The following is a 25,015-nucleotide window of genomic DNA, read 5'->3' on the forward strand; positions in this document are numbered from 1 at the left end:
GCTCAAGCGCCGTTCTCCCGCTCGCGAAAGGCCTTCCGCGCCGCCGAGACCTGCGGGTAGTAGGTCTCCGCCCAGACCCAGACCCCGCAGAAGGCGGCGCTGAGCTCGCGGCCGAGCTCGGTCAGCGTGTAGTCGACATGCGGCGGGATCACCGGATGGACGGTGCGCACGACCAGCCCGTCGCGTTCCATCTCCCGCAGCGTCTTGGTCAGCATCTTCTGGCTGATGCCGCCGACACTGCGCCCCACCTCGGTGAAGCGCAGCGTGCCCCGCTCCTCCAGCGCTTCCAGCACCAGCATCGTCCACTTGTCGGCGATCTGCGCGATCACCTGGCGCACCAGCGACTCCACGGCCGGGCTCACCGGCGGCAGCGCGTCGCTCCTGGCATGCATCGCGCCCATGGCACTGCGGATCGCCTGCATCCGACACTCTCCTTTTGGTGCGTATGGAACTTCTACGCGCCTTCTTTCCATTGAAGAGTAAGGGTGCCAACTGGTGTCACGCAACCACGAAAGGGACTTGCGATGCACATCTCCGGAAACACCATCCTGATCACCGGCGGCGGCTCCGGCATCGGCCGGGCACTGGCCGAGGCCCTTCACGCCAAGGGCAACCAGGTCATCATCGCGGGGCGTCGCGAAAGCGTCCTCGACGAGGTCACCGCCGCCAATCCCGGCATGGCCTCGATGCTGCTCGACATTCAGGACAAGGCCGATATCGAGGCCTTCGCCAGGCAGATCGTCGAGCGCTTTCCGAAGCTCAACGCCGTCCTCAACAACGCCGGCATCATGAAGCCCGAGAACGTCCCGGCCGCCGATAATCTCGCCATCGCCGAGGAGACGATCGCGACCAACCTGCTCGGTCCGATCCGCCTCACCACGGCGCTGCTGCCGCATTTGCTGAAGCAGCGGAATGCGACGGTCCTGACCGTCTCCTCCGGCCTCGCCTTCGTGCCGCTGGCGGGAACCCCGACCTACAGCGCGACCAAGGCAGCGATCCATTCCTGGTCGATCGGCCTGCGCGAGCAGCTCAAGAATACGTCGGTCGGGGTCATCGAGATCGCCCCGCCCTATGTCCAGACCGAACTCCTCGGCTCGCATCAGGCGGTCGATCCCGCCGCGATGCCGCTGGCCGATTTCATCGCGGAGGTGATGGCGATCCTGGAGACCCGGCCGGAGGCCGCCGAGGTGATCGTCGAGCGCTGCAAGCCGCTGCGCTTCGCCGAGGCGACAGGCACCTTCGCCAACATCTTCGCCGCGCTGAACGCCCAGCACGCCTGAAAACAAGCGCAACCTTAGGAAAGGGGCGTGGCGAACCCTCTCCTGCAAGGAGAGGGGCAGGGCTGAGGTGTCGACCGTTGGACCGGCAAAGCGGGGCTTACCGCTGCGCGGCAATGGGTTAGCGGCCTACCCCTCACCCTGCCCTCTCCCTCCAGGAGATGGTTTCCCGCGCTGGCCGAGCCTGTACTTTCTCCGAAGGACCCTTCGCCGGCAGCGCATGACAACCTTGCCCCGCCCTGCTAATGCCACCGCATGCGCGAAGGCCTCCTGCCAGCGACGGTTGCGACCGTCTTCGAACTCTCCACCTCGGGCGAGAAGGCTCGGGCCCTGACCGAATTGCTCGGCGAGATCTTCGACCCGACCGAGACCGCGATTTCGGCCTTCGAGATCGAGGACGGCGTCACCACGCTCTCGCTGAATGCGCCCTGGAAGGTCGAGATCTACTTCGCCCAGCACCCGGACGAAGAGGCGGTGCGCGACCTGCTCAGGCCGATCGTCGGCGGTCTGGTCGACACGACACCCTTCACCACCGTGAACACGCGCGATTGGGTTGCGGCGAGCCTCGACGGGCTGAAACCCGTGCGCGCCGGCCGCGTCCTCGTCCACGGCGCCCATGACCGGGAGACCGTGCGCGTCAACGACGTCGCGATCGAGATCGAGGCGGCGCTCGCCTTCGGCACCGGCCATCACGGCACCACGGCCGGCTGCCTGCTGGCGCTCGATGCCGAAATGAAGAAGCGCCGGCCCCGTTTCGGCATCGATGTCGGCACCGGCACCGGGATTCTGGCATTGGCGCTCGCCAAGCAGATCAAGCGCAAGGTCGTCGCCGGCGATATCGATGCCGTCGCGGTCGAGGTCTCCGCCCATAATGCCCGGCTCAACCACGCGCCCCGCGCGCTCGATCTCTATGTCGCGCCGGGCCTGCGCCATGCCAAGGCGAACCGGCCGGGCCGTTTCGACCTCGTCCTCGCCAATATCCTGGCCGGGCCGCTGAGGCGTCTCGCGCCCTCGATCGCGCGCGTGCTGGCGCCGCAGGGTACGCTGATCCTGTCCGGGCTGCTCGCCATGGACGTTGCCGGCGTGGTCTCCGCCTATCGGCATCAGGGCGTCTATCTCGCAAGCCACTCGCTGCGCGAAGGCTGGGCGACGCTGGTCATGAAAAAAGGCGGCGCAGCCCCAAGGCCCCGCCGCCCTGCCTGACCTCCTGCGCCAGAGCACCGGACCGAAGAGGCGAAGCCCCTTCCGATCCACTGCCGCTAGAAGCGCGAGGTCGTTACCCGTTCAGTTCAGAAGCCGATATGGCCGTACTTGCGCTCGGCCTCGGCCTGCAGGCTGCGGGCGTCGTGCCAGACGGCAGCGGTGAACTTCGCCGCGTCGGCGATTTGTTCGGCGATATGCTTGATGATGGCGATCATGGTTCGGATCCTGAAAGTTGCCGGCGCGCGGCAGGGCCGCAGCAGCCCGAATTCAGCGGTTGAAAGGCAGCGAGACGTCGCCCGACAGCGTCGCGGACGGGTAGCCGCCCAGGACCATCTCGGCCTCGTTGACGAGGAGGTTGCGGGCGCGCAGCTCGCGGGTGGCGGAGCGCATGCGGCTCTCGATCAGCGCGGCATAGAGGCGCTGCATCAGGCTGGGCGTATCGGCCTTGCGAGCCTTGGCTTCGGCCACCACCGGTACGGGCAGCACGTCGGCATTGTTCAGCACATAGGTCATGGGTCTATCTCCGAAAAACGAAGGACAGTCCCGGTCGCTTCCTCGTTCTCTTATGCGACTAAGGTGGGGTCATTTCGCACTTGCGAGAAGGTATGTTCGCATATGCGAGATATGCGCAAAACGCATGCGATCCGTCCATATCCGTTAACGTTTGCGTCGATTGCATAACCAAGCGGCACAATGCGGAGCGGGCAGGCAGTCCGGTCCCACCGAATGGGCATCGCCGAAACGCCGCTTTTGCGCTGGCGCTTTCCCTGGCGGGGCGCGACGATGGCGCACGCTATGCCGGACCCTGCCATGACCGAATCGACCCTGCCGACCTGCCGCTTCCAGTCCTTCTCTGAACCCAGCGATCCCGCCGAGGTCGCCGGCCGCGTCGCGGCGCTGCGCGGCGCCCTTGCGTCACAGGGCCTCGCCGGCTTCGTCATCCCACGCGCCGACGAGCATCAGGGCGAATATGTCCCGGGCCATATGGCCCGCCTCGCCTGGCTGACGGGCTTCACCGGCTCGGCCGGCAGTGCCGTGGTGCTGGCCGACAAGGCCGCGCTGATCGTCGACGGCCGCTATACCATCCAGTCGGCCGCGCAGACCGACACGAAGATCGTCACCCCCGTCCGCATGGAAGAGACGCCGCTGGAGCGCTGGATCGAGCAGAACCTGCCGGCCGGCAGCAAGCTGGGCTACGATCCCTGGCTCCACACGGTCGATGGTGTCGCGAAGCTTGAGAAGGCGGCGGCCGCAGCCGGCGGCAGCCTCGTCGCGGTCTCCGCCAATCCCGTCGACGCGCTCTGGTCGGACCGCCCGGCCCCGCCCGCTGCGCCGGTGAAGGCACACCCGGCCGCCTATGCCGGCGAGGATACCGCCTCGAAACTCGACCGCATCCGCAAGGCGCTGGCCGAGGCCAAGGTCGACGCGCTCGTCGTCTCCGACCCGCATGCGCTGGCCTGGGTCTTCAACATCCGCGGCGGCGATGTCGAGCACACGCCGTTGCCGCTCGGCTACGCCATCGTCCCGCGCGAAGGCCGCCCGACCGTGTTCCTCGCGCCCGAGAAGATCACCAACGAAGCCGGCGACGCGATCGGCGCCGTCGGCGAGATCGCGCCACCGGCCCAGCTTGAAAACCAGCTGAAGACGCTCGGCGCTGCCAAGGCCAAGGTCCGGCTCGATGCCACCACCGCCGCCGCCGCGCTGGCGACGCTGATCCGCGACGCCGGCGGCACGCCCGATGCCGGCACCGACCCGATCGCGCTGATGAAGGCCCGAAAGAACGCGGCCGAGCTCGCCGGCACGCGCGCCGCCCATCTGCGCGACGGCGCGGCGATGACGAACTATCTGAGTTGGCTCGCAAGCGAGGCACCAAAGGGCAAGCTGACAGAGATCGACGCCGTCGCCGCTCTCGAAACCGAGCGGCTGAAGACCGGGCTGCTGAAGGACGTCTCCTTCACGACCATCGCCGGCGCCGGCCCCAACGCTGCACTGCCGCATTACCGGGTCAGCGAGGCGACCAATCGCCGGCTGGAGCCCGGCATCTTCCTGGTCGATTCAGGCGCCCAGTACGAGGACGGCACCACTGACATCACCCGCACCATCGTCATCGGTGAGCCCACCGCTGAGATGCGCGACCGCTATACTCGCGTGCTCAAGGGCCATGTCGCGATCTCCCGGCTGGTCTTCGTCAAGGGCACGTCAGGCGCACAGCTCGACGCCTTCGCGCGGCTGCCGCTCTGGCAGGGCGGTTTCGACTTCGACCACGGCACCGGCCATGGCGTCGGCAGCTATCTCTCGGTGCATGAGGGGCCGCAGCGGCTCTCCAAGCTCGGCACTACGCCGCTGGAGCCGGGCATGATCCTCTCCAACGAGCCCGGCTACTACAAGCAGGGCGAATACGGCATCCGTATCGAGAACCTGATCGTCGTCGAGGAGCGGCAGATCCCCGGTGCCGAGCGTACGATCTACGGCTTCGAGACCATCACCTGGTCTCCTTATGAGCGAGCGCTGATCGAGCCGTCGCTGCTCGATGCCGGCGAGATCGCCTGGATCGACGCCTATCACGCCACGGTCTGGGAGAAGCTCTCCCCGCTGGTCGAAGGCGAGGCGAAGGCTTGGCTGGAGCAGGCCTGCCGGCCGTTGTGATCTCACCCGTCATTCTCGGGCGAAGCAAAGCTTCGACCCGAGAATCTCCTGCAGAAAAAGGCGCGAAACCGCAGCCCGCTGGTCACGAGATGCTCGGGTCAAGCCCGAGCATGACGGGGGTGGATCACATCACCATCCGGAACGCCACCACGGCCACGACACCCACGGCCACGACGCCCAACAGCGGCAACCGTGTCGCGGCCAGCGCCGTCACCGCCGCCGCAGCCGTCTCGGCCCACCCGGTCGCGAGCGCGCTCGGCGCGATCACCGCGATCAGCACGGCCGGCGGGATGGCGTCGAACGCCGCCTGCGCCCTTGGCGACAGGCTGAGGCGCCCGGCGAGCGCGAGCCCTGCGACGCGCGTTGCATAGGTCACGATCGCCATGCCGAGGAAGGCGAGGAGGTTGATCGGATCGACGCTCACGCCTCAGCCTCCTTCGCCACGGGCTGCGGATCGGCGCCGGCGGCCAGCCACGCGGCCAGAAGTCCGCACACCGCACCCGCCGCGACATGCCAGGGCGGCCCGGCCAGGCGATAGGTAACCGCCGAGGCGATGCCGGCGGCCGCCACCGTCCAGAACGTAACCCGCCCCTTCCAGAAGGCTGCGACCAGCGCGATGAACAGCGCCGTGAAGGCGAAATCGGCGCCGAGCCGCTTCGGATCGCCCAGCACGGCGCCGATGCTCGCGCCCAGCGTCGAGTTCACCAGCCAGCCGGTGACGAAGGGAACGACCATCGCGAACCAGTAGGCCGGCGTGAGCCGATGCGTGCGGGCTCGCTTCTCGGCAAGGGCCCAGTTCTCGTCGGCCATGTAGTAGAGGCCGAGCAGCTTCTGCCAGCGGCTGAAGCCCTCGAGCTTGGGCGCGAGCGAGGCGCCCATCAGCACATGGCGGGCATTGATCAGCAGCGTCGAGAAAACCAGCGCGGCGATGGGCGCCGGTGCCGTCCACAGCTCCACTGCCGCAAACTGCGCCCCGCCGGCGAAGACCATCAGGCTCATCAGGAAGACTTCGAGCGGCGACAGCCCCTTGCTGGCGGCGACCGCGCCGAAGAGCAGGCCGATCGGCGCCGCAGCTACCGCCGCCGGCCAGATGTCGCTCAGGCCGCGCCTGATGTCGTCGCGCATCGTGGACATGGGTTCGCTCTCTCGAAAGGCGCTTGGCTCAGCCGGCATGCGCCGCACGGAAGGCGCCAGGGGTCACGCCGAAGCGGGCCTTGAAGGCGCGGGTCAGGTGAGGCTGGTCGCAGAAACCCGTGGCCGCCGCGACATCGCCCGGCATGTCGCCGCGCCGCAGCCGCTCGCGGGCGCGCCGGACGCGGACATCGACGAGATAGGCATGCGGCGTCAGTCCGGTTTCCCGCCGGAAGGCGCGGATCAGATGGTGGCGCGGCAGGCCGGTCAATCGCGCGAGATCGGCGAGCGACAGGTCCTCGTCATAGCGCGCCTCGAACAATTCGCGCGCCTTGGCGACGGGCCCGCCTTCAGCACCGACCGAACGAACCGCCAGATCGGCATGGCGGGCCAGGCAGCGCGCATAGAAGCGTAGCAGCATCTCCTCTCCCTCCAGCAGATCCTCGCCATCCTCGATCGCACAATGCGCGGCTGCAAAGAGCGCCGCGCCCTCGGCATCCTCGACCAGCGGCTGCCGAAAGAACGGTGTGCCCGACACGTCCCGGCCGCTGAGGGAGGCCGCGACCTCGCGGATGAGCCCGATCTCGGGATAGGTCATGCGGTAGCTGTAGCCCGGCCCATAAGGCTCGCCGTCATGGGTCTCGAGCGGATTGACGAAGGTGATCTGGTTGGGGCGCGCATAGTGCCGCTCGCCACGCACCCGAAACGTCTCGCAGCCGGCCTCGATCGTGCCGATCACATAACTTTCATGGCGGTGCGGGGCATAGGCATGCCGGCGGAAGGTCGCGGCGAGGCAATCCAGCCCGTCGAAGCGCTCAGCCGGAAACAGCTTCGCCCGCTCGCCGGCGACGAGCGGTTCGAGGCACAATGTCTCGCCCTGTGTGATCGCTTCCATGGGGCGAGCATAAACTCTCTCGCCGCATCGCTGTCTTGAAGAAAAGTGATCGGGCGCATCACGCGCCCGATGTGTTCTGGTCGTTCGGAACAGCGTTAGATGGCGTGGGAGGCGCTGCCGGCTCCGACCCGCTCGGGGCTCTTCGATCCCAGCGCCAGCACGCCGAGCCCGCCGACCAGCGTCGCGACCATGGCATAGGCCATCACGCCGAGCGTCCCGAAGCCGTCGACCAGAAGCCCACCGAAGATCGCGCCGCTGGCGATCGCGACCTGGAAGGCGGCGACGAGCAGGCCACCGGCCGACTCGGCCTCCTCTTCCGGCGCGACGCGCACCAGCCAGGTCTGGAACCCTACCGGCAGCGCACCAAAGGCGAAGCCCCAGAGCCCGACGGCGACGGCGGAAGCCACCGGCGAAGAACCGACCAGCAGCAGGCCCAGGCCCATCAGCGCAATCGTCAGCGCACCGAAGATCACGGATGCCTTGGCGCTGCGGGCGGTGATGGCGCCGCCGACCAGGTTGCCGAAGAAGCCGCCGACGCCATAGGCCAGCAGGACGAGCGAGATCGCCTCGACCGAAAGCTGCGGGATCTGCTCCAGGAACGGCCGGACATAGGTGAACCCGGCGAAATGCCCGGAGATCACGACGACAATGCCCGCCAGGACCAGCGCGATGCTCGGCCGGCCGAGCAACCGGAAGAGCGTACGGATATCGGGCGAGCCGCGTGCCGGCAGGCGCGGCAGCACGGCCATCTGGATGACGAGCGTCGCGACGCCGATGAGAGCCGCGATCCAGAAGACGACGCGCCAGCCCAGCAGGTTGCCGACATAGGCGCCGATGGGCGCGGCGCTCACCGTGGCGATGGAAACGCCGGTGAAGATCAGCGACATCGCCTTGGGCATGGCGCTCGGCGGCACCAGCCGCATCGCGATCGCCGCCACCATCGACCAGAAGGCGCCGAGCCCGATGCCGAGCAGGACGCGGGCGACGAGCAGCGTCGGGAGAGTGGTGGCGACGGCGGCGAGCGCGCTTGAGAAGATCAGCAGGCTGGTCAGCGACCAGATCACGATGCGACGGTCGATGCCGCGGGTCACGATCGCCGCGGCGAGGCCGGCGATGGCACCCACGACCGCCGTCGCGGTCACCGCTTGTCCGGCCGCTCCGACCGAGACGCCGATATCGGCGGCCATCGGCGTCAGCAGGCTGGCGGGCAGGAATTCGGCGGTGACGAGGCCGAAAACGCCGAAGGTCAGCGAGACGACGGCGGCCCAGGCAGGCTTTTCGCGCGTGTCGTCGCGGATGTCATCGAGTTCGAGTGCAGTTGCAGACAGAGAATCTGACATGGGGGTCTCCACGAGGTGGCCGGAAGATGGGCGTGGCGCCGTGGAGTTTCCATGCTATATAATCCGCATTCCTTGTCCGTTCGTCCAGGACTGCAATGAGCGCTTCAATCGATCACCTGACCGAGATGCTGCGCGGGCTGAGGCTCGACGGCGTCGACTACAGCCGCTGCCAGATGGCCGCGCCCTGGGGCGTCGTCTTCCCGCAGAGCCGCGAGGCCTGCTTCCATTTCATCTCCCGCGGCGGTTGCTGGCTAAAGACGCTGACAGGCGAATGGGTGGAGCTGCGCGACGGCGATGCCGTCCTGTTGCCGCATGGCGGCGGCCATATCCTGGCCAGTTCGCCGGAGGTCGTGCCCACCCCGCCCTGCGACTGCCGCGTGCGGGAGCTCTACGGCAATGTCTTCGATGTCGAGGGCGGCGGCACCGGCGAGCACATGCTGGTCTTCACAGGCCGGATGACTTTCAACGTCGACCTCGACCATCCGCTGCTGCGCCTGATGCCGGATGTGATGCGGATCTATGATTTCGCCGCCAACGAGCCCGGCCTTCCGCACCTGCTGGAGGCGATGGGCCGCGAGGTCGCGATGGACCGCGTCGGCGCTGGCGGCATCCTCGCCCGCCTTGCCGATGTCGTCGCCGCGACGATTATCCGGAATTGGGTCGAGTTCGGATGCGGTACTGCCAAGGGCTGGATCGCGGCGGCGCGCTGCCCGCAGATCGGCCGCGTGCTTGCCGCCGTCCACGCTCATCCGGAAACCGACTGGACGGTCGAAAGCCTGGCCGGGTTGATGGGCGCCTCGCGCTCCGGCTTCGCCGAACGCTTTGCCGAGGTCGTCGGCGAGACGCCGGCACGCTATGTCGCGCAGGTCAGGATGCACCAGGCCCGGCAATGGCTCGCCCGCGACAAGCTGCGCATCGCGGTGGTGGCGCAACGCCTCGGCTACGAATCCGAAGCCTCGTTCAGCCGCGCCTTCAAGCGCATCACCGGCTCGGCGCCGAGCCAGGTGCGGGCGGCAGGCGGGCAGCAGCCAACAGCGATGTTCGCGCCGTCTGCGGAGGCGGCGGAGTAGCCTAACTCCCGCCGTCATGGTCGGGCTTGACCCGACCATCTCGGAGACCAGCGCCCTCTGGTCACGAGATTCCCGGGTCTGCGCTTCGCTCCGCCCGAGAATGACGAGCAAACTCACCCACCCACCAGATCGAACCAGCCGGCCTCGTCGATCACCTCGACGCCGTGCTTGGCGGCATCCTTGAGCTTCGAGCCGGCGCCCGGCCCGGCGACGAGCAGGTCGGTCTTCGACGAGACCGAGCCCGCCACCTTGGCGCCCAGCCGCTCGGCCATCGCCTTGGCTTCGTCGCGCGTCATCCGCTCCAACGCACCGGTGAAGACCACGGTCTTGCCGGCGACCGGGCTCGCGGAGGCCACCGCCTCCAGCGGCTGCGGCGACACCTGCGCCAGCAGACGGTCGAGCAGCTCCTCGTTATGCGGTTCGCCGAAGAACTCGATCAACGCCTCGACCACGGTCGGCCCGACACTGTCGATGGCGTCGAGTTCCTGTCGCTCGGGCGAGGCCTCGTCGGCCGCCGCGATGCTGGCCACCCGCAGCGCCTCGAACGAGCCGTAATGCCGCGCCAGGAGCCGCGCCGTCGTCTCGCCGATATGGCGGATGCCGAGGCCGAAGATGAAGCGGTTGAGCGGCGGGGTGCGCCTGTCCTCGATCGCATCGAAGAGCTTCCTGGCGCTGACCGCGCCGAAGCCTTCCTTGTCCTTGAGCTTCTTGAAGTTGGCGGCGTCGCGCTCGGCCAGCGTGAAGATATCGGCCGGCTCCTTCACCGGCAGCTCGGGGTCGGAATGGAAGAACTCGATCTGCTTGTCGCCGAGCCCGTCGATATCCATCGCATCGCGCGAGACGAAATGCTTGAGACGCTCGACCGATTGCGCCGGGCAGATCAGCCCGCCGGTGCAGCGGCGCACCGCATCCTCTTTTCCGGTGCGGGGGTTGAGCTCGCGCGTCGCATGGCTGCCGCAGGCCGGGCACAGCGTCGGGAACTCATAGGGCTTCGAATCCGCCGGACGCTTGGCGAGATCGACGGCCTCGACGCGCGGGATGACGTCGCCGGCGCGCTTCACCGTCACCGTGTCGCCGATGCGGATGTCGGTGCCGTCGCGGATCGGCAGCCCCTTGGAATCGAAGCCGCGGATATAGTCCTCGTTGTGGAGCGTCGCGTTGGTCACGACGACGCCGCCGACCGTCACCGGCTTCAACCGCGCCACCGGCGACAATGCGCCGGTGCGCCCGACCTGGATATCGATCGCCTCCAGGATGGTGGTCGCGAGTTCGGCCGGGAATTTGTGCGCGATCGCCCAGCGCGGCGCCCGCGAGACGAAGCCGAGCCTGGCCTGCAACGCGAGATCGTCGACCTTGTAGACCACGCCGTCGATATCGTAGCCGAGCGTTGCGCGCTGGCTCTCGATCAGCCGGTAACGCTCCAGCAGCTCCGCCACGCTCTCGCAGCGCTTCATCAGCGGATTGGTGCGGAAGCCCCATCGCCGAAAGATTTCGACCACGCCCATCTGGGTCGGCGCCGGCAACACCGGCATCTCGCCCCAGGCATAGGCGAAGTAGCGCAGGGGCCGGGCGGCCGTGATCGTCGCGTCGAGCTGGCGCAGCGAGCCCGCCGCTGCGTTGCGCGGATTGGCGAATTCGGTGAGCCCCTTCTCGCGCTGGCGCTCGTTGATCCCAGCAAAATCGGCATGGCCGAGATAGACCTCGCCGCGAACCTCGGCGATCTCCGGAATGTCGCCCCCCTCCAGCCGGTGCGGAATCTCGGAGATGGTCCGGGCGTTGACGGTGACGTCCTCACCCTCCTCGCCGTCACCGCGCGTCGCGGCAGAGACGAGTTCGCCCTTCTCGTAGCGCAGCGAAAGCGACAGCCCGTCGATCTTCGGCTCGGCGGTAAAGGCGATGCCGTGTTCTTCCTTGCGCCCGAGGAAGCGATAGACACGGCTGACGAACTCGGCGACCGCCTCGTCGGAGAAGGCGTTGTCGAGCGAGAGCATCGGCACGCGATGGCGAATCTTGGCGAACTTGCCCGAAGGCTTGGCGCCGACCTTGCCGCTGACGCCGGCGGCGTCCTTCAGCTCGGGAAAGGCCTCTTCGAGCGCGACCAGCCGCTGACGCTTCGCGTCATAGGCCGCGTCATCGATGATCGGCTGATCGTCCTGGAAATAGGCGTCGTTCGCCGCCTGCACCTCGGCGGCAAGCCGCTTGTGCTCGACCTTCGCCTTGCGCGGCGTCAGCTCGGCAACCGGGGTTTCGGAGAGGGCGGTGTCGTCGGCGTCGCTCATGGCACAGCATTAGGCGAGATGCGCGTGACGAGAAAGGGCAGCAGCCGATGCGGCTTACCACTCCAGCCGATACTCAGCCCTCATCCTGAGGAGCCGCGCAGCGGCGTCTCGAAGGGTGCTTCAGAAGGTTCCCGAACCATCTGGAACATCCTTCGAGACGCAGCCTTCGGCTACTCCTCAAGATGAGGACTATGATCGATAAGCCTCTCACATCCGCGAGAAGGCTTGCGACAAATCCGGCTTTCGCGCGTATAGTTTGGAGGCTGGGAATTGGAAGCTCGACGCCGCAGGCCGTTGACGCCAGGGACATGTCGACAGCCGTGGTGAACCGGGCCAGGAACCGGGAGTCACGCCATGGCTAATGTCGACGGCACCGTACATGACATCGTCACGCTCTCGCAGCCACGCATCAAGACCATCACCACGATGGACTTGCGCGAAGCGCTGCGACGCGGCTGGGAGGACTTCATGGCGCAGCCGAGCCATCTGGTCTTCATCGCGGTGATCTATCCCATTGCCGGCATCCTGCTGGCGCAGCTCACCGTGAGCTACAACATCTTCCCCCTGCTCTTCCCGCTGCTCAGCGGCTTTGCGCTGATCGGCCCGTTCGCCGCGATCGGGCTCTATGAGGTGAGCCGCCGCCGCGAGAAGGGCCTCGACTCTTCCTGGAGTCACGCACTCGAAGTGCTGCGCTCGCCCTCGATCGGACAGATCATCCTGCTGGGCGCAATCCTGACCGGGCTCTTCCTCGCCTGGCTATTCAGCGCCTGGTTCCTTTATCGCGGCATCCTCGGTCTGCCGGCCGATGTCTCGACCACTGATTTCCTGCGGGCCCTCTTCACCACGGCCGACGGCTGGATCATGATCGTCATCGGCAACTCGCTCGGGCTGCTCTTCGCGATCCTCGCCTTCTCGATCTCGGTGATATCCTTCCCGCTGATCATCGACCGGCATGTCGATGCGCCCACGGCGATCCGCACCTCGATCGCCGCCGTCGAGGCCAATCCGCGCGTGATGATGTATTGGGGGTTGATGGTGACCGGGTTGCTCGTGCTCGGCTGCCTGCCGGTGCTGGTCGGCCTGATCGTGGTGATGCCGGTGCTCGGCCACGCGACCTGGCATCTCTACCGCAAGATCGTGGTCTGAACCCGGGTCGGGATCGGGCGCTCCCCGGGAGCGCTGCCGTCGTCGCGGGAACCTTTGGCCCCTAAATGGGGTTCACCCCCTGTCAAATCGAGCCTGATGGCTCATTCAGTCAGGGGGTTTTTCATGAACAACATCATTTATATCGTCGGCCTGATCGTCGTCGTCCTCGCCATTCTCTCCTTCCTTGGCTTGCGCTGAGAGCGAAGAGAAGGCGGATTGCAGACGCCGGCCGCTGAGGCTCAGCCGCGGCGCGGCTTGCCCTTTCCGAACGGCTTACCGCCGCCGGCGGGGCGCCCGCCCTCAGTACGCTCCGGCCTGGCGGCGAAGGGCTTCCCCTTCGCAGCGAACGGCTTCTTGAAGCCGCCACCGGCGGGCTTGCCATCATCCCGGCGCGGGCGAGCGTCGTCGCGCTGGGGCCTGCCTTCCGGGCGATAAGGCTTGCGGTCCTCGCCGCGCGGCTCGCGCTCTCCGCCGTCCTTCGGCTGATAGCGCGGACGCTGCGGCGCATCGCCCGTAGCCTCGGCGCCGTCCCAGCTCTTGCGCGGCGCAGCCGGACGCTCGGCTTTGTCGCCAAAAGATTTGGCCGGCCGCCGCTCGGCCTCGGTCGTGGGCTCGATCGTGATCCGGTCGCGATCCGGCACCTTCGCCGATTCGTAGAAGCGGTCGGCCACATCGGCATCGATCTCGACCTTGGTCTCGCGGTCGAAGATGCGGATCGCGCCGACCTCGTCGCGGGTGATCCGGCCGCGGCGGCACAGCATCGGCAGGAGCTGGCGCGGATCGGCGCCCTGCTTGCGGCCGATGTCGAGCCGGAACCAGACGGTGTCGCCGCGCGGGCCGGCCGGCTTGCGCGGGCGTTCGCCATCCTCGCCCTCGTCGCGTCCGAACGGACGGCGCTTGGCAGCGTAATCCTCGTTCGTGCGGACGGGGCGGCGCTCGTCACGGCCGAAGCCGGGATCGCCGACCTCTTCCGCCGCTGGCAGCCGGGTACGGTAGAGACGGACCAGGGCCGCCGCGATGTCACGGGCCTCGCGGCCCGCCATCAGCGCCTCGATCATGCCGGCATCGTCCTCGGAGCCGTCGCCGCTGAGCAGCGGATCGGATAGCAGGCGCTCCTGGTCGAGCACGCGGATTTCCTCCGCCGTCGGCGGGGCGATCCATTCGGCCTCGACCTTGCCCTCCATCAGGAGGCGCTCGGCCTTGCGCCGGCGCGACTGCGGCACCAGCAGCACGCTCGTGCCCTTGTTGCCGGCGCGGCCCGTGCGGCCCGAACGGTGTTGCATCACCTCGGAATCGTTCGGCAATTCGGCATGGATGACGAGGTCGAGCCCCGGCAGGTCGATGCCGCGCGCCGCGACATCGGTCGCGACGCAGACCCGCGCCCGGCCGTCGCGTAGCGCCTGCAGCGCGGCGTTGCGCTCGTTCTGGCCGAGTTCGCCCGAGAGCGCGACGGAGGTGAAACCGCGCTCCAGCAGGATCGCCTCGAGGTGGCGCACGGCGTTGCGGGTATTGCAGAAGACGAGCGCCACTGGCGCATTGTGGAAGCGCAGCAGGTTGACGACCGCGAGTTCCGCCTCCTTGGGATAGACGCGCACGGCCTTGTAGGCGATGTCGGCATGGCCGCGCCGCGTCGCTTCCACCTCGATGCGCAGCGCATCGCGCTGATAGCTCTGCGCGAGCTGGACGATGGCCTTCGGGAAGGTCGCCGAGAACAGCAGGCTGCGCCGCCCCTCGGGCGTCGTCTTCAGGATGTATTCGAGATCGTCGCGGAAGCCGAGATCGAGCATCTCGTCAGCCTCGTCGAGCACGACCGCCTTCAGCGCGGAAACGTCGAGGCGGCGCCGCTCGATATGGTCGCGCAGGCGGCCGGGCGTGCCGACGACGATATGGGCACCCTCGTCGAGCAGCATGGCCTCGCGGCGCGGGTCCATGCCGCCGACGCAGGAGATCACCCGCGCTCCGGTCTGGGCATAGAGCCAGGCGAGTTCGCGCTGCACCTGGAGCGCAAGCTCGCGCGTCGGCGCGATGATCAGCGCCAGCGGCTCGGCGGCGGGGCCGAGCTTTTCGGCGTCGCCCAGCAGCGTCTCGCCGATGGCGAGGCCATAGGCGATGGTCTTGCCGGAGCCTGTCTGCGAGGAAACCAGAAGATCGCGCCCGCGGGCGTTCTCCTCCAGCACAGCGCTCTGCACCGGCGTCGGTTCGGAATAGTTGCGATCGGCGAGCGCGCGCGCGAGCGGCGGGCTCGTGAGGGAGAAGGACATGCGATAACGGGCCTGAGGTTGCGGCGTGGTCGGCGGAACGACGCGAAAGCGTGGACGATGGGCTGAAGCGCTGACGGGCAGGCTGCGCCATCGAATGAAACCGGCTCATAGAGCAAACCGAGGCAAAAGGGAATGCATGGCGCCCGGCGCGGCACGCAAAGCCGCACGAAGCCAGACGCGCCTTGTCGGCCATCCGCCGGTCCCACTAGCTTCCAGCCCTGATCGCCGAAGCATCATGCCTGACGGAGAACGGTTCATGGAGCAGCAGTCACGCCGCATCGGCGCCTATGAGGTCTCGATTCTGCACGACGGCATCTTCGAGGCCCCGCTCGACGTGTTGATCCATGCCGGCGGCCAAGCTGCTCGCACCGTCATTCCGGGGCGGCCTGAAAGGCCGAGCCCGGAACCCAGAACCGATGCTGTCCGTCATGAAACGGAAACTTTCCCGCAGTTTTCACGATCGAGGGCATCGGTTCTGGGTTCCGGGCTCATCGCTGGCGCGATGCCCGGAATGACGGTCAGAAGATAATGACGGTCAGTGGATTCCGTCTCGACCGCACCAAGCGGCCTCAGCCGCGCAGACCCGCCGCCTGCAGCAGGCGCCCGGCCGCGGCCCGCGCCTCTTCTGTGATCGAGGCGCCGGCCAGCATTCGCGCGATCTCCTCGCGCCGCGCCTGATCCTCCAGCACCGTGACCCGCGTCACGGTGCGGGAAGCCGCGTCGTCAACCGCCGATTTGGCGATCAGGAAATGCTGCCCGGCCTTGGCGGCGACCTGCGGAGCATGCGTCACCGAGATCACCTGCACCCGTCCCGCGAGCCGCGCCAGCCGCTCGCCGATCGCATCGGCGACGGCGCCGCCGACGCCCGTATCGATCTCGTCGAAGACCAGCGTCGGCGCGGAGCCGCGCTCGGCCAGCACCACCTTGAGCGCCAGCATGAAGCGCGAAAGCTCGCCGCCGGACGCGACCTTCATCATCGGCCCCGGCCGCGTGCCCGGATTGGTCTCGACCCAGAACTCGACCCTGTCGAAGCCCTCCGGGCCGCGCGCGCTCTCGTCGCTCTCGATCCGGGTGATGAAGCGGGCGCGCTCCAGCTTGAGCGGCGGCAGCTCGGCCTTCACGGCCTCATCGAGCCGCGCCGCGGCCGCTTTGCGGGCCTCTGACAGCGCCTGCGCCTGTGCGAGAAAAGCTGTCTCCGCCTCGTTCAGCTCGGCCTCGAGGCGCGCGAGCGACGATTCGCTTTCGTCGAGCGCGGCGAGATCGCTCGCCATCGTGGCGGCAAGGACGGGCAGCCCATCGACCGGCACGTCGTATTTGCGGCCCGCCGCCCTGAGCGCGAAGAGCCGCTCCTCGATGCGCTCCTGCTCGCGCGGATCGTACTCTGCGGCGCGCATCGCGGCAGCGAGCGTCTCGCCCGCCTCCTCGAGCGCGATGATGGCGGTGTTGAGCGAGGCGAGCGAGGGATCGATCAGCTCCGGCGCCTGCCCGGCCCGGCGCTCCAGCCGGCGCAGCACGGCCGCCAGCCCCGCGACCGGCGACGCCTGCCCTCCGACGGCTTCATGGGCATCGATCAGGTCGCGCGCGACCTTCTCCGCCTGCATCATCGATTGCCGGGTTGCGGCGAGTGCATCCTCCTCGCCCGGCTGCGGCGCGAGCTTGCCGAGTTCCTCGACCGCGTGGCGCAGGAAATCCGCTTCCTTGCGCGCCGCCTCGACCCGCATCCGCTGCGCCTGCAGGGCCTGCCGCGCGCGCTTCAGCGTCTCGCTGGCCGTGGCGACGGCCTCGGCCTGCTTCTCGAGCCCGCCGAAGCCGTCGAGGATGGTGCGGTGCTGGGCCGGGTCGGTCAGGGCCCGGTCGTCATGCTGGCCGTGGATCTCGACGATCGCCGCGCCGACCATCCGCAGGATCTGCACCGAAACCGGCTGGTCGTTGATGAAGGCGCGCGTGCGGCCATCGGCATATTGCACGCGGCGCAGGATCAGATCGCCGTCGGTGCCGAGTTCCTGGGCCTGCGCCAGCTTGCGAGCGGCATGCTCGAGCGGCAGGTCGAAGACGGCGCTGACCTGTCCCTGCGCCTCGCCATGGCGCACGAGGGAACCATCGCCGCGCCCGCCGAGCGCCAGCGCGAAACCGTCGAGCAGGATCGATTTGCCGGCGCCCGTCTCGCCCGTGAGGACGCTGAGGCCCTCACGGAAGCCGAGATCGAGCCGGTCGATCAGGACGATATCGCGGATGGAGAGCTGCGCCAGCATTGGCGCTCAGCTCGGTTTGCGGAGCCGGCAGGGTCGTCCGGGGTCCGTCATGCAAGCCCCGTCAGAGACCGCCGAACCCGAAAACGCCGCCGACCGTGCGCGAGAAGCCCTGGAAGGCGCGGCTGATATAGGAGCCACGATCCTCGCGCGGCTCCAGACCGCCGCTTTGCAGCAGCCTGTAGGCGTCCTTGTACCACGGGCTATCCGGGAAGTTGTGGCCGAGCACGGCCGCGGCAGTCTGGGCTTCGTTGGAGATGCCCATCGCCATATAGGCCTCGGTCAGGCGCATCAGCGCCTCCTCGACATGCCGCGTCGTCTGGTACTTGATGATGATCTCGCGGAAGCGGTTCACCGCGCCGGTGTAGTTGCGCTTCTCCAGATAGTAGCGGCCGACGTTCATCTCCTTGCCGGCGAGCTGGTCGCGCGCCACCAGGAGCTTCTCCTTGGCGTCCAGCACGTATTCCGACTTCGGATAATTTGCGATCAGCTGCTCGAAGGCCTGGATCGCCTGAGCCGTCCGCTCCTGATCACGGGTCGTGTCCGGAATCTGGTTATAATAGGACATCGCCAGGATGTACTGCGCATAGGCCGCATCGGGGCTGGCCGGGTTCTGGGCGATGAAGCGCTTGGACGCGGTGATCGCCTCCTCCCACTTCGAAGCCTGGAAATTGGTGTAGGCCGTCATCAGCAGGCCCTTGCGGGCGTAGGGCGAGAACGGCTCCGCCTTGTCGATGCCTTCGAACTTCTTGGTCGCGCCTTCGCTGTCGCCGGTCTGCAGGCGCGCAAGGCCCTCGTTATAGAGCTTGTCGGCCGGCTCGGGCGGGGTGAGGTCCGGCTTGTAGACCTCGGGCTTGTCGAACGGATTGAGCGAGGACAGCGTATCGCAGCCGCCGAGCAGCATGGCGGCGCCCAGCGCCAGGGCGATGCCCTTGCGTGGATAGGAGCCACGATGAATTGCCGGAAGGCTATGCCGCTTCACGCTCACGTCGTCCGTCCTCTTTCGATCGTCTCTGCCGGCGGGAAGCATGCCTTACCTCAGACGCTTCCCCCGCGCCACTGCCGAAAGCCGGTCAGGGCACGATTCCGCAGCCTTGCGGCATCTGGGACAAAAACCTGGCGAAGGAAAGGCAGAAAGCGCCGCCCTGCGACTTTTCAGTGCAGATCCGGCGCGTAGGCTGCCGGCGCGGACGCAGCCATCTGAACGGCGCGCGGCGCGGCGAAGACCGGCTGGGATTCGACGATCGCGAAATTGGCACGGTCGGCGAAGAGCGCTTCCAGGATACGGACATTCATGCGGTGACCGCCGCAATAGGAGCGGAACTCGCCGATGATCGGATAGCCGGCGAGCGCCAGATCGCCGATCGCGTCGAGCACCTTGTGGCGCACGAACTCGTCGCCGTAGCGCAGGCCTTCGGGGTTGATGACCTTGTCCTCGCCGATCGCGACGGTGTTGTCGAGCGAGGCACCGAGCGCGAAGCCAGCCTTCCAGAGCTGCTCGACATCGCGCATGAAGCCGAAGGTGCGGGCCTTCGAGATCTCGCTGGCATAGGCCTTCGCGTCGAGATCGAAGATCTTGCGCTGGCGGCCGATGACGGCGGTGTCGAAATCGATCTCGACGTCGAGGCGGAAGCCCTGCTCGGCCGGCATCAGCTCGGCGAAGGCGCGGCCGTTCTCGATGCGCACCGGCTGGAGAACCTTGAGGTAGCGACGGGCAGCGCCGAGCATGACCATGCCGGTCGCCTCGATCGCCGCGACGAACGCGGTGGCGCTGCCGTCCATGATCGGCATTTCCGGCCCGTCGATCTCGACGAGAACGTTGTCGAGGCCGAGACCGGCACAGGCCGACATCAGATGCTCGATCGTCGAAACCGAGGCCGGGCCGCGATCGCCGATCACGGTGCAGAGCTCGGTGGCGCTGACCTTGGTATGCTTGGCGTGGATGAGCTGGGGCGGCATGCCCTCGATGCCCGTCCGCAGGAAGACGACGCCCGAATTGGCGCTGGAAGGCTTCAGGCAGATGCTCGCGGGCGCCCCGGAATGGACACCGATCCCGGCGAGGGTCACGGCTGCGCGCAAGGTCGTCTGCCGATCGAAGTTCATTCCGCTATCCAATCCTGGTCGCGGCAACCGGGGTCGCTTCATATGCGACGGTCGGCGGCGACATATCCAAATTCGGCATCAAGCGACCCAGATGGGCTAATCCTCTTGATGCGGCTGCAACATAAGTCTTTGCCGCAGCCTCTCAAAATCACTCTTTCTTTCGCTGTGTTACAGCGGGAAAGCTTTGGCCCCGATCAATAACACGCTGAAAGATAACGATTTTCTAACACGCAAAAATCCCGCCGCGGCTGGCCGCGACGGGATCGGTTACAACGCCGTGAAAGGCGCGGTCGTTCAGTTCGCCTGGCGACGCAGGAAAGCGGGAATCTCCAGGTGATCTTCCTCGCTGCTGCGGGTCGGCGCGAGTCGGCCATGCGGGTCGAGCTGGCCCTGCGCCGGACGCGAGACCGGCGGCTGTGCCGGACGGCGCATATACTCGGCATGAGCAGCGCTCGGCGCAGCCGCCTGCGGCATCGGGGCCTGCGGAGCCTGGCGAACCGGAGCCGGGGCCGGCGCATGCTCGGCCTCATCCTCCTTGCGACCGAAGCCGACCGAGGCGAGGCGCTGCATCAGCGACATGCGCTTCTGCTCGATGGCGTTCGGCGGCACCGGCGCGGGCTGGGCGCCGCGCTGGGCGTTGAGCTGGGCCTGGCCAGGGGCCGGAAGATCCTCGACGCGCGGCATGCGGGTCGGGCGGACCACCGCGCGCTCCGGCATCGGCGGGATGAAGCTGTCGTCGAAATGCAGGCTCGGCTCGGCATGGGCGATCGGCTCGGGAGCCGGGGCGGCCATGACGGGGCGAGGCTGGACCGGCTCGATCCGGATGTCCTGCGCCATCGGCGCCGGGGCGGGCTCGGCCATCGGGGCCATGCGGGTGGTCTCGATGACCGGCACATGCGTGGCCTGGGCGACCGGACGGGTCGCGGCGGCGGCAGTGCTGCGCAGGCGCGCTTCCTGCTTCAGACGCTCGGCGACCTGGGCGATGCGGGCCTCGGTGTCGTCGACCTCGGCCTGCGTCGAGATCGGCTTGTCGATGCCGGTGGCGACGACGGAGACGCGGACCGTTCCCTCGAGCGACTCGTCGAAGGTCGCGCCGACGATGATGTTGGCCTCGGAATCGACCTCCTCGCGGATGCGGGTGGCGGCCTCGTCGACCTCATAGAGCTTCATGTCGCGCCCGCCGGTGATCGAGATCAGCAGGCCGCGCGCGCCCTTCATCGAGACGTCGTCGAGCAGCGGGTTGTTGATCGCGGCCTGGGCGGCGGTCAGCGCGCGCTTCTCGCCCTGCGCCTCGCCGGTGCCCATCATCGCCTTGCCCATGCCGCGCATCACGGCGCGCACGTCGGCGAAGTCGAGGTTGATGAGGCCGGGGCGGACCATCAGGTCGGTGATGCAGGCGACGCCCGAATAGAGCACCTGGTCGGCCATGCCAAAGGCATCGGCGAAGCCGGTGGTCTCATTGGCGACGCGGAACAGGTTCTGGTTGGGGATGACGATCAGCGTGTCGACGGCTTCGTTGAGCTCGCCGATGCCGGCCTCCGCCATGCGCATGCGGCGCTGGCCCTCGAACTGGAACGGCTTGGTGACGACGCCGACGGTCAGGATGCCCATGTCGCGGGCGACGCGGGCGATGGCGGGGGCCGCGCCGGTGCCGGTGCCGCCGCCCATGCCGGCGGTGATGAACACCATGTGGGCGCCCGCCAGATGGTCACGGATCTCGTCGATGACCTCCTCGGCCGCCGCGCGCCCGACTTCCGGCTGCGAGCCGGCGCCGAGACCCTCGGTGACCTGGAGGCCCATCTGGACGATGCGCGAGGCGCGCGAAAGGGCGAGAGCCTGAGCGTCCGTGTTGGCGACGACGAAATCGACGCCGTCGAGTCCCGCCTCGATCATGTTGTTGACCGCATTGCCACCGGCGCCACCGACGCCGAAGACGGTGATCCGGGGCTTCAGTTCCCGGATGTCCGGGGCTTGCAGATTCATCGCCATGGTTGCCTCTTTTGATCCGTTTGTCCGGCGCCTGGCGGGAGCCGTCCCGATTGCTACGTTTGACGCCGTGGCTCGCCCTTTCGAACGCGCCGGTACTCACTCAAATTCCGGATATGCGCGCGAAAGGCTGGTCTCCGCCCTTTCGCGCCATGATCTAGAAACTGTCCTTCAGCCACTGCCCGACACGCGAGAAGTAGCCGTCCGTCCCGGTTGCGAAATAGCGCGCACCGGCGGCGCGCGGTTCGAAGTGCTCGACATGGGCGACCTGCGGATAGACCAGCAGGCCGACCGCCGCCGAAAAGGCCGGGCCCTTGCCCGCTTCCGGCAACCCTTTGATCCCGAGGGGGCGTCCGGTGCGGACCTGCCCCCCCAGCACACGCCGCGCCACTTCCGGCAGGCCGGTGAGCTGGCAGGCGCCGCCGGTCAGCACGACGCGCCGCCCGGCCTGGGCCGAGAAGCCGGCATTGGTCAGCCGGTCGCGCACCAGCTCGAGGATTTCCTCGACGCGGGGCTTGATGATCCGCACCAGATGCGACTTCGCCAGATGGTTCGGCATGTCGCGCTCGTCGTCGTCGACCTGCGGCACCGCGATCATGTCGCGCTCGTCGGAGGCGCTGGAGATGCAGGAGCCGTGCAGCGTCTTCAGCCGCTCGGCCGCCGAGACGCGGGTGGAAAGGCCGCGCGCCACGTCCATGGTGATGTGGTTGCCGCCGACCGCGATCGCGTCGGCATGGACCATGTGCCCGCCGGAGAAGACGCCGAGGCTGGTGGTGCCGCCGCCGAGATCGACGACGACCACGCCCATCTCGGCCTCGTCGTCGACGAGAACCGAAAGGCCGGAGGCGTAGGGCGTCGCCACCACGGCCTCGACCTCGAGATGGCAGCGCTCGACCGCCAGCATGACGTTGCGCGCCGCTGCCGCCTCGCTGGCGACGACATGCATGTCGACGGAGAGCTTGCCGCCGATCAGCCCGCGCGGATCGAGCACGCCCGGCACGCCGTCCAGCGCGTAACCGGTCGGCAGCGCATGGAGCACGGCCTTGCCCGGCCGGATCGCATGGGTCGCGGCGGTGGCGAGCACGCGCTTGACGTCGCCGTCGCCGACCGAGCCGGAGCGCAGGTCGACGCTCGCCGCATAATGCTGGGAGCCGATGCGCCCGCCGGTCAGGTTCACGATGACCGACTGCACCTCGACCTTGGCCATGCGCTCGGCCGCGTCGACCGCGGCACGAATCGCACGCTCGGCGCTTTCGAGATCGATGATCGCCCCGCCCTTCAGGCCGAGCGAACGCTGGTGGCCGATGCCGATGATGCGGGCGACATGGGTGCGTCCGCGCAGCCGCTCATTGGCCTCGGCCGGGTTGAGCTCGGCGATCAGGCAGACGACCTTGCTGGTGCCGATGTCAAGAATCGACAAGGTCGCGCTCTTGCGCGACGACAGCGGACGCATGCGCGGGGTCAGACCCTGGGAGGTGACGTGGTTCATGCCTCGCCTCCCTTCTTCTTGCCCTTGCTCTTGAGCAGGTCGGCCCGGGCGGCGGCGGCCTCCTCGGAGAGGCGCATCACCACGCGGTCGGGCTGGCGCAGATCGATGGCCAGCACATCCTTGTCGAGGATGCGGTAGTCGCTCTCCATCGAGACGAGGCGCTGGACGGCGGCTTCCGGCTTGGTCTCGGGCAGGCGCACATCCATTCCGTTGTCGAGCTTGAGGTTCCAGCGGCGGCCGGAGATCAGCGTCGCCGCGCGGATATGCTGGGCGAAGGGCCCCGCCTGGTTGCGCAGCGCGAGATACTCGCCCGCCCGGTTGTTGGCGTCCTTGCCGACGACCAGCGGCAGATAGGCGAAACGGCCGTCATCCATCTTGTCGATCACCGTCCCGTCGGCCGCGATCACGAAAAGCTCCCCTTTGACCTGCCACAACGCGAAGGGCTCGCGCTCGGTGAGCGCGATCGAGACCTCGCCCGGATAGAGCTTGCGCACCGTCGCCTCGCGAATCAGCGGCGTGGCTTCGAGCTGCTTGCGAGCCTCGTCGGCGTCGAAGAACACCAGCGACGTCTTCGAATCGATGCCGGCCGCGACCAGCACCTCCTGCTCCGAGAGCCCCGAGAGGCCCGAGATGGTGACGCGGTCGATGCCGAAGCCGAGTGCGCGAGCCAGCATGTGGCGCGGCTCGCCGTAATTGTCCTGCATGGTCTGCCAGTGGCCGCCCATCACGAAGCCGGTGCCCAGGCTCAGGGTGAGGAAGCCGATCGCGAGCCAGGTGCCGAGGCTGCTCGGCAGGCGCTGCGCCAGCGGCACGGCGATGGCGCTGCGGCGCGAGCGGCGCAGCCACTTGCCCTGCCGCTCGCCGACGAGCAGCTGCGGGCCGGCATGCTGGACCGGCAGGCGCGAGACAGGTCTCGCCACCGGCGCGCGTCTTGCCACTGAAACGGGTTTCGCCGTCATCGCATTCACCGATCGAGGGAGGCGTCCTCCACCATCCATTTGACGAGCTCACCGAAGTTCAGGCCCGCGTGGGCAGCCAGTTCGGGCACCAGGCTGGTCTCGGTCATTCCGGGTTGCGTATTGACCTCCAGCCAGACGAGCGTGTCGGTCTCGTCGTGGTATCGGAAGTCAGATCTGCTGACGCCCCGGCATCCGATTGCTTGATGCGCCGTTAACGCACACTCTTCGATCTGCTGGTAAATTTTCGGTAAAATTTGAGCCGGACAGATGTGGATCGAGCCACCTTTCGCGTACTTCGCGTCGTAGTCGTAAAACTCACCGGTTGCGGCTTGTATTTCCGTCACACCGAGGCTGCGCTCGCCCATCACCGCGCAGGTCAGCTCGCGGCCGGCGATAAAGGTTTCGGCCAGCAGCATTTCGCCACAGGGCCAGTCCGGCCGGGCGATTTCCTGCGGCGGATGCTCCCGGCCCTGCTTCACGATCACTACGCCGACAGAGGAACCCTCGTCGATCGGCTTGAGCACATAGGGCGGCGGCAGCACATGCTGCTTCGCTGCGGCGAAGCGAGAGACGTTGACGCCATGGGCGACGGGCACGCCGGCCGCCTTCACCACCGTCTTCGCCCGGTCCTTGCGAATCGCGAGCGCCGAGGCCAGCACGCCGGAATGGGTATAGGGAATCCGCAGGATCTCGAGCACGCCCTGGATCGTGCCGTCCTCGCCGAAGCGCCCATGCAGCGCGTTGAAGGCGACGTCGGGCTTCAGCCGCGCGAGAACCTCGGCGATGTCCCGCTGCACGTCGACGCGCGTGACGCGGTAGCCGACGCTCTCCAGCGCTCGCGCGCAGGCCGCGCCGCTATTGAGGCTGACCTCCCGCTCGACGGACCATCCGCCCATCAGCACTGCGACGTGTTTGCTCATGCCGGTCCCCGCTCGATGCGATGGCCGAACCTCTGCCCGCAATGGTTAACAGCGCGTTAAC

Annotated in this window: 22 protein-coding genes; 6 read left to right on the forward strand and 16 right to left on the reverse strand. The window is 67.8% G+C overall.

Going from position 1 to position 25,015, the window contains the following annotated elements; all coding sequences use genetic code 11:
• Positions 1–2 precede the first annotated feature (2 nt).
• On the reverse strand, positions 3–422 hold the full coding sequence (locus AC1DVA_RS02600; protein WP_476804870.1) for a winged helix-turn-helix transcriptional regulator: 420 nt from the start codon (positions 420–422) through the stop codon (positions 3–5).
• 102 nt (positions 423–524) lie between these two features.
• Between AC1DVA_RS02600 and AC1DVA_RS02605 the strand changes: the two genes are divergently transcribed.
• On the forward strand, positions 525–1,280 hold the full coding sequence (locus AC1DVA_RS02605) for an SDR family oxidoreductase (RefSeq protein ID WP_476804871.1): 756 nt from the start codon (positions 525–527) through the stop codon (positions 1,278–1,280).
• Positions 1,281–1,532: 252 nt separating this feature from the next.
• Positions 1,533–2,480: a 50S ribosomal protein L11 methyltransferase gene (locus AC1DVA_RS02610; protein ID WP_265054147.1), complete on the forward strand. Its 948-nt coding sequence runs from the start codon at positions 1,533–1,535 to the stop codon at positions 2,478–2,480.
• An 86-nt stretch (positions 2,481–2,566) separates the two neighbouring features.
• Here AC1DVA_RS02610 and AC1DVA_RS02615 read toward each other — a convergent pair whose 3' ends face one another.
• Complete coding sequence (locus AC1DVA_RS02615; protein WP_265054148.1) at positions 2,567–2,695, reverse strand: hypothetical protein; 129 nt, start codon at positions 2,693–2,695, stop codon at positions 2,567–2,569.
• A 52-nt stretch (positions 2,696–2,747) separates the two neighbouring features.
• Positions 2,748–2,993, reverse strand: a complete 246-nt coding sequence (locus AC1DVA_RS02620; protein ID WP_265054149.1) for a hypothetical protein — start codon at positions 2,991–2,993, stop codon at positions 2,748–2,750.
• A gap of 297 nt (positions 2,994–3,290) precedes the next feature.
• On the opposite strand from AC1DVA_RS02620, the gene AC1DVA_RS02625 reads away from it, so the two are divergent.
• Entirely contained in the window at positions 3,291–5,126 is a 1,836-nt protein-coding gene (locus AC1DVA_RS02625) for an aminopeptidase P family protein (RefSeq protein WP_476804872.1), read from the forward strand.
• A 124-nt stretch (positions 5,127–5,250) separates the two neighbouring features.
• Here the strand turns inward: AC1DVA_RS02625 and AC1DVA_RS02630 are convergent, their stop codons facing one another.
• The 4 genes from AC1DVA_RS02630 to AC1DVA_RS02645 form a co-directional block, all read right to left on the reverse strand.
• On the reverse strand, positions 5,251–5,550 hold the full coding sequence (locus AC1DVA_RS02630; RefSeq protein ID WP_265054151.1) for an AzlD family protein: 300 nt from the start codon (positions 5,548–5,550) through the stop codon (positions 5,251–5,253).
• Complete coding sequence (locus tag AC1DVA_RS02635; protein WP_476804873.1) at positions 5,547–6,260, reverse strand: AzlC family ABC transporter permease; 714 nt, start codon at positions 6,258–6,260, stop codon at positions 5,547–5,549. The genes AC1DVA_RS02630 and AC1DVA_RS02635 overlap by 4 nt, the downstream gene beginning before the upstream one ends.
• A gap of 28 nt (positions 6,261–6,288) precedes the next feature.
• Complete coding sequence (locus AC1DVA_RS02640) at positions 6,289–7,152, reverse strand: helix-turn-helix domain-containing protein (protein WP_476804874.1); 864 nt, start codon at positions 7,150–7,152, stop codon at positions 6,289–6,291.
• Between the two features lie 95 nt (positions 7,153–7,247).
• Positions 7,248–8,492 carry an MFS transporter gene (locus AC1DVA_RS02645; RefSeq protein WP_476804875.1) on the reverse strand — a complete coding sequence of 415 codons (1,245 nt, stop codon included), beginning with the start codon at positions 8,490–8,492 and terminating at the stop codon, positions 7,248–7,250.
• 95 nt (positions 8,493–8,587) lie between these two features.
• On the opposite strand from AC1DVA_RS02645, the gene AC1DVA_RS02650 reads away from it, so the two are divergent.
• On the forward strand, positions 8,588–9,562 hold the full coding sequence (locus AC1DVA_RS02650; protein ID WP_476804876.1) for an AraC family transcriptional regulator: 975 nt from the start codon (positions 8,588–8,590) through the stop codon (positions 9,560–9,562).
• A 113-nt stretch (positions 9,563–9,675) separates the two neighbouring features.
• Here AC1DVA_RS02650 and ligA read toward each other — a convergent pair whose 3' ends face one another.
• Positions 9,676–11,841, reverse strand: a complete 2,166-nt coding sequence (gene ligA, locus AC1DVA_RS02655) for an NAD-dependent DNA ligase LigA (RefSeq protein WP_476804877.1) — start codon at positions 11,839–11,841, stop codon at positions 9,676–9,678.
• Positions 11,842–12,195: 354 nt separating this feature from the next.
• Between ligA and AC1DVA_RS02660 the strand changes: the two genes are divergently transcribed.
• Positions 12,196–12,987, forward strand: coding sequence for a DUF2189 domain-containing protein (locus AC1DVA_RS02660; protein ID WP_265054157.1), 792 nt, complete (start codon positions 12,196–12,198; stop codon positions 12,985–12,987).
• 239 nt (positions 12,988–13,226) lie between these two features.
• Here the strand turns inward: AC1DVA_RS02660 and AC1DVA_RS02665 are convergent, their stop codons facing one another.
• Entirely contained in the window at positions 13,227–15,248 is a 2,022-nt protein-coding gene (locus AC1DVA_RS02665; protein ID WP_476804878.1) for a DEAD/DEAH box helicase, read from the reverse strand.
• A 256-nt stretch (positions 15,249–15,504) separates the two neighbouring features.
• On the opposite strand from AC1DVA_RS02665, the gene AC1DVA_RS02670 reads away from it, so the two are divergent.
• On the forward strand, positions 15,505–15,777 hold the full coding sequence (locus tag AC1DVA_RS02670; RefSeq protein WP_265054159.1) for a hypothetical protein: 273 nt from the start codon (positions 15,505–15,507) through the stop codon (positions 15,775–15,777).
• 40 nt (positions 15,778–15,817) lie between these two features.
• Here AC1DVA_RS02670 and recN read toward each other — a convergent pair whose 3' ends face one another.
• The 7 genes from recN to AC1DVA_RS02705 all read right to left on the reverse strand — a co-directional run bounded on the left by recN (position 15,818) and on the right by AC1DVA_RS02705 (position 24,954).
• The gene (gene recN / locus AC1DVA_RS02675) at positions 15,818–17,500 is read right to left on the reverse strand and encodes a DNA repair protein RecN (RefSeq protein WP_476804879.1); all 1,683 of its coding nucleotides are present in this window, start codon (positions 17,498–17,500) and stop codon (positions 15,818–15,820) included.
• Between the two features lie 61 nt (positions 17,501–17,561).
• A complete protein-coding gene (locus AC1DVA_RS02680; RefSeq protein ID WP_476804880.1) occupies positions 17,562–18,485 on the reverse strand; it encodes an outer membrane protein assembly factor BamD in 924 nt (307 codons plus the stop codon).
• Between the two features lie 167 nt (positions 18,486–18,652).
• Positions 18,653–19,600 carry a UDP-3-O-acyl-N-acetylglucosamine deacetylase gene (lpxC, locus tag AC1DVA_RS02685; RefSeq protein ID WP_476804881.1) on the reverse strand — a complete coding sequence of 316 codons (948 nt, stop codon included), beginning with the start codon at positions 19,598–19,600 and terminating at the stop codon, positions 18,653–18,655.
• A 294-nt stretch (positions 19,601–19,894) separates the two neighbouring features.
• Positions 19,895–21,589 carry a cell division protein FtsZ gene (gene ftsZ, locus AC1DVA_RS02690; protein WP_476804882.1) on the reverse strand — a complete coding sequence of 565 codons (1,695 nt, stop codon included), beginning with the start codon at positions 21,587–21,589 and terminating at the stop codon, positions 19,895–19,897.
• A gap of 154 nt (positions 21,590–21,743) precedes the next feature.
• On the reverse strand, positions 21,744–23,075 hold the full coding sequence (ftsA, locus tag AC1DVA_RS02695) for a cell division protein FtsA (RefSeq protein WP_265054163.1): 1,332 nt from the start codon (positions 23,073–23,075) through the stop codon (positions 21,744–21,746).
• Positions 23,072–23,995, reverse strand: coding sequence for a cell division protein FtsQ/DivIB (locus AC1DVA_RS02700; protein ID WP_476804883.1), 924 nt, complete (start codon positions 23,993–23,995; stop codon positions 23,072–23,074). Before AC1DVA_RS02700 ends, ftsA begins: the two co-directional genes overlap by 4 nt.
• A gap of 44 nt (positions 23,996–24,039) precedes the next feature.
• Positions 24,040–24,954, reverse strand: coding sequence for a D-alanine--D-alanine ligase (locus tag AC1DVA_RS02705; protein ID WP_476804884.1), 915 nt, complete (start codon positions 24,952–24,954; stop codon positions 24,040–24,042).
• Positions 24,955–25,015: the final 61 nt, after the last annotated feature.

It is taken from the genome of Allobosea sp. P4_C6 (assembly GCF_056402015.1).